This is a genomic window from Flavobacterium sp. (genome assembly GCF_017744675.1).
In the GTDB taxonomy this organism is placed as follows: Bacteria; Bacteroidota; Bacteroidia; order Flavobacteriales; family Flavobacteriaceae; genus Flavobacterium.
The window spans coordinates 366405-374020 of the sequence record NZ_JAGIAV010000003.1 but is presented as its reverse complement, the minus strand read 5'-3'; the positions used below and the strand labels follow the sequence as shown (position 1 = coordinate 374020).

General features: G+C 33.8%; 5 protein-coding genes and 2 rRNA genes. 5 read left to right on the top strand and 2 right to left on the bottom strand.

Annotated elements, in window-relative coordinates; genetic code table 11:
• From J7574_RS10235 to J7574_RS10220, 4 genes are all read left to right on the top strand, one after another.
• Positions 1-283: ribosomal RNA gene (locus J7574_RS10235) — 23S ribosomal RNA — on the top strand; the annotation flags it as partial.
• 150 nt (positions 284-433) lie between these two features.
• Positions 434-543: ribosomal RNA gene (gene rrf, locus J7574_RS10230) — 5S ribosomal RNA — on the top strand.
• A gap of 806 nt (positions 544-1349) precedes the next feature.
• Complete coding sequence (locus J7574_RS10225) at positions 1350-2651, top strand: HAMP domain-containing sensor histidine kinase (protein WP_290967667.1); 1302 nt, start codon at positions 1350-1352, stop codon at positions 2649-2651.
• Between the two features lie 12 nt (positions 2652-2663).
• The gene (locus tag J7574_RS10220) at positions 2664-3092 is read left to right on the top strand and encodes a response regulator (protein ID WP_290967664.1); all 429 of its coding nucleotides are present in this window, start codon (positions 2664-2666) and stop codon (positions 3090-3092) included.
• Between the two features lie 108 nt (positions 3093-3200).
• Here the strand turns inward: J7574_RS10220 and J7574_RS10215 are convergent, their stop codons facing one another.
• Together J7574_RS10215 and J7574_RS10210 are read right to left on the bottom strand one after the other, a co-directional pair.
• Complete coding sequence (locus J7574_RS10215) at positions 3201-3905, bottom strand: LytTR family DNA-binding domain-containing protein (protein ID WP_290967663.1); 705 nt, start codon at positions 3903-3905, stop codon at positions 3201-3203.
• Entirely contained in the window at positions 3906-4907 is a 1002-nt protein-coding gene (locus J7574_RS10210; RefSeq protein ID WP_290967660.1) for a sensor histidine kinase, read from the bottom strand.
• A 291-nt stretch (positions 4908-5198) separates the two neighbouring features.
• On the opposite strand from J7574_RS10210, the gene J7574_RS10205 reads away from it, so the two are divergent.
• Positions 5199-7550, top strand: a complete 2352-nt coding sequence (locus tag J7574_RS10205; RefSeq protein WP_290967657.1) for a TonB-dependent receptor — start codon at positions 5199-5201, stop codon at positions 7548-7550.
• Positions 7551-7616 lie beyond the last annotated feature (66 nt).

Below are 7616 nucleotides of genomic sequence, written 5' to 3'. Positions count from 1 at the left end.
GTTCGGTCTCTATCTACTGCGGGCGTTAGAAATTTGAGTGGATCTGATTCTAGTACGAGAGGACCGAATTGGACTAACCTCTAGTGTATCTGTTGTCCCGCCAGGGGCACCGCAGAGTAGCTACGTTGGGAAGGGATAAGCGCTGAAAGCATATAAGCGCGAAACCCACCACAAGATGAGATTTCTTTTAAGGATCGTGGAAGATGACCACGTTGATAGGCTACAGATGTAAAGGCAGTAATGTCACAGTCGAGTAGTACTAATAATCCGTAAGCTTATGCACATCCCTTTTCCCGATCCGCCCAGGCGGATCGGGAGGAAACTTTCTAAATACGCATTATCTTTTTCTTTATCCCAGTATGTTAAAATATTTGCTCGACGCAGAGCAGCTTATAGCCTAAGGCGCATTGCTTACGGCTGAAGCTAAAAACCTTAAGGTGGTTATTGCGGCGGGGCTCACCTCTTCCCATCCCGAACAGAGAAGTTAAGCCCGCCTGCGCAGATGGTACTGCATTATTGTGGGAGAGTATGTCGTCGCCTTTCTTTTGAAAACCCTATCCAATCCGGATGGGGTTTTCTGTTTTATACAGGTTTTCGAATTTAAGTTCAATACTGTATCGTATCGGTGTGATTAATCCGTTTTAATGGAATTGTTTTCAATTCATGAGAATTCTTATTCTTTTTAGAAATGGAGCTTTAAAAGGTTTTGAGTTAAAATGTGAATGTAAACATTTTAACTCTTTTTTTTGGGATTTTTATTTTAGAATGTTATTAGATGTTGTTTTGCTCAGATTTGCATCAAATGAGATGAATTATGCCTACATCTTTTAAGTCTCTATAGCTTGTTGTATGAACAAATCACGATACCGTTCTATTAGGTTTTACAATGGCTATGAAGTAGATGATTTTAGACTGATCCATCTATAGGTTGTTTGATTGTTTGATTTTCTTTTAATTTTTGCTATTGTCTTATTAAAATTGATTAAAATTTCGTATTTTAGTTTAAGCCTGCTCTGTATTAAAAGCATCCTGAACTTGTAAATATTGCCTCCTAATTTATCGTTGAAAATCATTTTCTTAAGGAATAAGTTTCAAAATAAATGGTGTGAGAAATAAGCGCAATATATTTTTGAGTTTCCTTTGTTGCTGGAAAAGATTAGGCTACCAATTGAATAGACAAGCAATTATACTTTTACGTATTTCATTGTCAAAATTGTGACTGCAGTTTTAGATAGCCGCAAAAGGTTTCTTGTTAATTGGCCTCCGTTTTTATTGCCTCTTGTTTTTAGAAAAATCAAGATTTAAAAAAGATTAGATTATAAAGAGTTTAACTTAAAATAGGGTAAGAAATGCAAATGGAACAAAAAGACGAAAGTTCGGGCCAATCAGCACACATTGGAGAATTTCTTTCTGCCATTAAAATGAAATCGGATAGCTTGGCCAATTATTTTATTATAAGTTTTTTTGTTTTTGGCTTGTTTCTCGCTTTTTTTTACGATACTTGGCAGATAGCAATAGGAGTTGGAAGCCTCTTATTGGTAGCTTATTATTCAGCTAAAACATTTCTTCCTGATACAGACTTTTATCAGTATGTTTTAAGTGCCGTTTTAGGACTTTTTATGGCACAGTTTATCTATCAGATGCATGGTCTTTTTGAAATGCATTTTACTGCATTTCTGTCCAGCGCCATATTGATTACCTATCAGAAATGGAAATTGCAGATTCCTCTTTTAATTATTGTTATAATTCATCATGCTCTATTTGCTTATATGCAGTACGTGGGAGTAGATGGAATCTATTTTACGCAATTGGACCATATGTCGCTGCAGACATTTTCATTTCATATTATTCTTGTGGCAGCTATTTTTTCAATTTGCGGATTGTGGGCCTACCAATTTAAAAAATACAGTGAACTACACATGGATCTTATCTTCAGGAAAAAAGAAGTTGAAAATATGGAGCTCAAAAGAGTCAATTATGAATTGGACCACTTTGTTTATAGCGCTTCCCACGACCTGAGAGCGCCATTGAATTCTATGCTGGGACTTATCGAAATTGCCGAAGATGAGACGGAGGAAGAACATACAATGGAATATTTGGAGGCTTTAAAAGGCAATGCAAAAAGACTGGACACTTTTATCTGTGATATTTTGGATTATTCACGTAATCTTCGCACTGATCTGGGTAATGACCCAATTATTTTTAAAGAGCTTTTGGAAGAGATTGAGCAAAATCTGAAATTCATGGGCGACAGCCGAACCGTTGATTTTATAACTGATATCAGAGGGGAAAGCTCTTTTTTTTCTGATAAAAGCAGACTAAACAATATTTTAAACAATCTTATTTCAAATGCTATTCGTTATCAGGATATTGCAAATGAAAAACCTTTTGTTAAAATTGAGGTCTTCATTCAGAAACATGCAGCGCATATTGTAATTAGTGATACTGGGATCGGCATTCCAGAGGAATCCCTTCCTAGAATATACGATATGTTTTATCGCGCCTCCAATATAGCGTTAGGGTCTGGTTTAGGATTGTATATAGTAAAGGAAGCTCTGAACAAGCTAGGGGGCAAGATAAGGGTATCTTCTACAGTGGGAGTGGGCACTACTTTTTATATTGAAATTCCAAATAGGCAAATTAATGAATAAATAAAATCAAGTATGGAAACTGTACCGCAAAAGGCATTTTACAGAAAGATTCTTGTTGTCGATGACAATCCGACAGATCGTTTTATTGCAAAAAAAATGATTGAAAAATGCAATTTCGCCCAAGAAGTCATTTTGACTGAGTCTGCTTACCAGGCATTAGAACATCTTAAGGAGCTGGAAGATGAGCCTAATTCATTGCCCGAATTTATTTTTTTGGATATCAATATGCCAGGTATGAATGGATATGAATTTCTAGAACAATATTCCAAGTTTTCTGATGCTGTTAAATCAAAGAGTAAAATTTTGATGCTTACAACTTCGCTGCATCCTGATGATATTAAACGTGCCGAAAGTAATCCTCTTGTTGCCCGGTTTATAAATAAGCCCATCAGTAAAGATAAACTGGAGATGATACATAATGAATTTCCTATGGCAAATTAAGTTTTTAAGAAAACTTTATTCCTTGTTTGCCCAACAGCATTTTGATTTCTTTTGCAAATGAGGAGACAGATTAAGAGGTTTGCGGCCTATTTATGATTATACTTTTAGCTAGCCTTTTTTAAGCATTTTGAAAACATATTCTTTGTAGCTGGCTCCAATTGGAATTTCAATGTTGCCAATCTCAACATCATAAGCGGTAAATGCAGTAATATTTTTTAGATTGACTATAAAAGAACGATGAATTCTAAGAAAGCTTTTATCCTGAAGTTCTATTTCAATATCACTAATTTTATATTTAGCATTGAGTTTTATTCCCTCTTTCTGATATACAATTATATAATCCTTTACGCTTTCAATATATAAAATAGAATCTATATTTACTTTATTAAATTTTGGCCCGTTTTTAATAAAAATAAAATCTTCTTCAGCAGGGGTAATTATCTTGCTGTTGATTGGAGCACTCATCCTTAGATAACGGTCTGTGGCTCTAAAAAAGCGTTCAAAAGTAACAGGCTTCAAAAGATAATCTACAATATCGAGATCATAGCTTTCCAGAGCGTACTCGCGATAAGCTGTAGTAAAGATAATGGCAGGCGGATTTCTTAAGGTCTTCAAAAAATCAATCCCTGTAATCTGAGGCATTTTGATATCCAAAAACATTAAATCTACTGCAGTGGTTCTTAAGAGTTCTGCTGCCTTCAAAGCATTTGAACAAGTTCCTACAACTTCTAAATAGTCTAATTTACTGATATGGTTCTGCATTAAGCTGATAGCCAAGGGCTCATCATCGACCAATAAACATTTGATTTTCATTTATGATACGGTATAAGCTGTAAGATTTATTTTTAGATGTGCTGTGAAATCTGTATTTGTCTTTGTTACATCAAAAGTATAATTTTCAGGATAAATTTTATCAAGCTGCTGTGTAATATTGTTTAAACCTATTTTACCGCTTTCAGACTCGGGTCCAAAATTATTAATTGAGTTCCTAATAATAAATTCAAATTTATTATTCAATAATTTTAGATCAATTTCGATTATTGGTGAGCTTCCCACATCCTCTCCAGCACCATGCTTAAAAGCATTTTCAACTAAAGAAAGCAATATCAAAGGAGCGATTAGTCCGTTTTGATCTGTTTGATGATTAAAAGTTACACTTAGACGATCGTCATAACGAAGTTTTTCAAGAGAAATATAATTATTGATTAATGTGATTTCTTGTAATACAGGCACATAAGTGCTGCTGCAACGGTATAAAACGCAGTCTAATATTTCAGATAATACGGCAATTGATTTTGATGTTATTGGCGAATTTATAATCGAAAGCGAATAAATGTTATTTAGCGTATTAAATAGAAAATGGGGATTTAGTTGCGATTTAAGCATTTTTAATTCGGTTTCGGCCTTTTGCTTTTCCAGTAGCAATGACTTTTTCTGAATGACGTATTGATCTTTTATCAGTTTTATAAAGATGAAAAAGATAGATAATGAAAGGATATGTAAAAAATAAGCGCCAAGTAAAGTAGGTAAATCAGTCAGTATTTCAATAATTGATTCCTGTTCGAAATTTTCTTTGCGTACAAAAGGTTCTAAACCATAAACCATGGTAATTCTGGCAATAACTGAAATCACATAGCTTGCTGCAATCAGTTCAGCCCAAACCCAATTATTCTCTTTTGAACTTATTAGCCGGGGAAAAATTCTATAGGATAGAAAATACGCGCCAATGATTGAAAATACCTCGTAATAAACGGTATAGAGCAAATCAACCCTTAATGTTTGGGGATCTGAAGAAGTATTTTTACTAAAAAACATAATAAAAATAAAAATCCAGAAAATAATATGCGCGCTCAGTCTATGAGAGGTAGAAAATTTTATAAGTTTTTCGAATGGTGTCATATGCCAAATGTAATACTTATTTAGAAGCGTAAAATTATTGCAGATGAAAACAGGAAAAAAAAGCATGAATAGGTAAAAATAGGGTACGAACGTGATTTATACCTTCTATCTGATTGTTTATCGCCAATTACGTTTTATATGTCATGAGCCAGAATTTTGAGCGAAATTAAAAAGGAGTTTTGCTTCAAATTCTTAACTCTCCACAAAATGAAACAGTTTGCATTATTGCTCGTTATTTTAGTTTTTAAATTTACTGCCTTCTCGCAATCGGCTGAATATACTATAAAAGGAAAAATAGTTGATTCTAAAACAAAACAACCCCTTGCTTACGTATCCGTAATTCTACTTTCAAGTTCGCAAAAAGCCAATGAAACAACGACCGATGAAAATGGGAATTATACATTAAAAAGCAATTCAGGAAATTTTCAATTAAAAGTTGAATTCATGTCTTATATGACTTTCACCACAGCAAATTTTAATCTTAATCAGAATTTGGTCCAAAATATTTCTTTGAATGAAAATATTAGCGAATTAAAAGAAGTAAATGTTACCAGCGAAAAATCGGCAGTTGAATTAAAACTGGATAAAAAAATATTCAATGTGGGAAAAGATATTTTGTCCCGCGAAGGATCTGCAAATGATATTTTAAATAATGTTCCTTCGGTAAATGTTGATGTTGCTGGAGCTGTAAGTTTAAGAGGAAACAGCAGTGTAACTATTCTAATAGATGGAAAACCTTCGATGCTAACGGCCAATAATGGGTTGTCACAAATTCCTGCCGCTAGTATCGAAAAAGTAGAAGTGATTACCAACCCTTCTTCGGCTTATGAAGCACAGGGCGGCGCGGGAATAATCAATATTATTTTGAAAAAGAACAGTGCAAAAGGATTTAACGGATCATTTCAGGCTGGAGTCGGACATCCTTTAAATTACAATGTGAATGCAAATATCAGCTATAAAACAGAAAAAATAAATGTGTTTGGAAATGTCGGATATCGTGAAATGAAAATTTATGCTTCAAACAAAATTCAGCAGCAAAATATTAAAAATAGTACTTCAACAGTTTTAAATCAGTTTAACGACAGTAAAAGAAGCAATAAAACAGCAAGCATTTATATGGGAGGCGACTATTATATTAATGATAAAAATACGCTTACTGCAAGTTACTACAGAGATCATAACAAGAGTAAAGATTTTACGAATTACGTTTATAATTATTCGAGTGCAGCTGATGCAACCGACAGCATTATTTCAAGATTTGAAAGATATGAAGAGCCTCAGATTTACAATGCATTTGAGGCAAATTATGCAAAAGTATTTGATAAAAAAGATAAAAAATGGACGTCAAGTGTGCAATATGTTTTTTGGAACGATGATGAAAACCAATATATCAATGAGCAGCGTCTATTTCCTGATCAATCGCCAGTTTCTAATCTGTATACTAATGACATCGAGAGAAGCAATGATATTTTTATAAAATCAGATTTTGTAAATCCGCTTAGTGAAAATTATAAAATCGAAATGGGAATAAGGAGTGATTTAAGAGCCATACGAAGTGATTATTATACGATTTTGGAAAACATGCAACAAGAGCAGTTTACCAATAAATTGAAGTACGATGAAAATTTATATAGCGCTTACTTTCAGTTTTCAGGCCGATTGAAGAAATTCAAGTATTTATTAGGGTTGCGTTCAGAACTCTCAGATATAAACATTGCCGATGAGAAGAACACTTTCAATAACTCAAAAAATTATATCAATTTATTTCCAACCGTTCATTTGGTCTATAATTTAACAGCGAAAACAGATTTACAATTAAGTTACAGCAAACGCATCAATCGTCCGAGATTCTGGCAGCTGAATCCATTTTCTGGACTTTCAGATTTAAAAAATCTTACTGTTGGAAATCCAGATCTCGATCCAATGTTTACAGACTCATTCGAATTGACAGTCTTGGCTAAACCTGGAAAATTGAGCATTAATCCGTCTGTCTATTTCCAGTATACTACTAATTTTTTTGAATATATCGCAGAACGTACTGATGAGGGATATTTCATTAACACTCCTGTAAATCTGGGTACAGAAAAGAGGTACGGAGCAGAAGTTTCTACGGTTTATAATCCTTATAAGTGGTTAAGATTGTCTTTAGACTTTAACTGTTACGGATTTAAACAGGAAGGAAACTATAAAAATACGGTTTATAGCGCTCAGGACCAGACTTGGTTTTCAAGCTTTCGTACAACAGTTAAATTTCCTAAAATTATTTCTGGAGATTTTAACTTTAGATATCGAGGCAAAAACCAGGGAGTCCAAACTGTAACAGAAGCACAATACAGCGCAAACATCGGTGTAAGCAAAGATTTCTTCAGAGATAAAATGTCGCTGACTTTGAATGTAAATAATCTTTTCGATTCGCAGATTAGAAAAAGAAATACTGTAGCAGATTCCTACAGCCTTACATCTGAATATAAATCGCAAGGGCGTTACGTAAACTTTACTGCAGTGTATCGTTTCAACAGAAATAAAACAGAAGCAGACCGATTGCCAGAATCCAATTAATAACATTTTAGAAATATAAAGAGCTGCCAGTAGACTCATAACCCTAACACAAATTATAAATCCAAT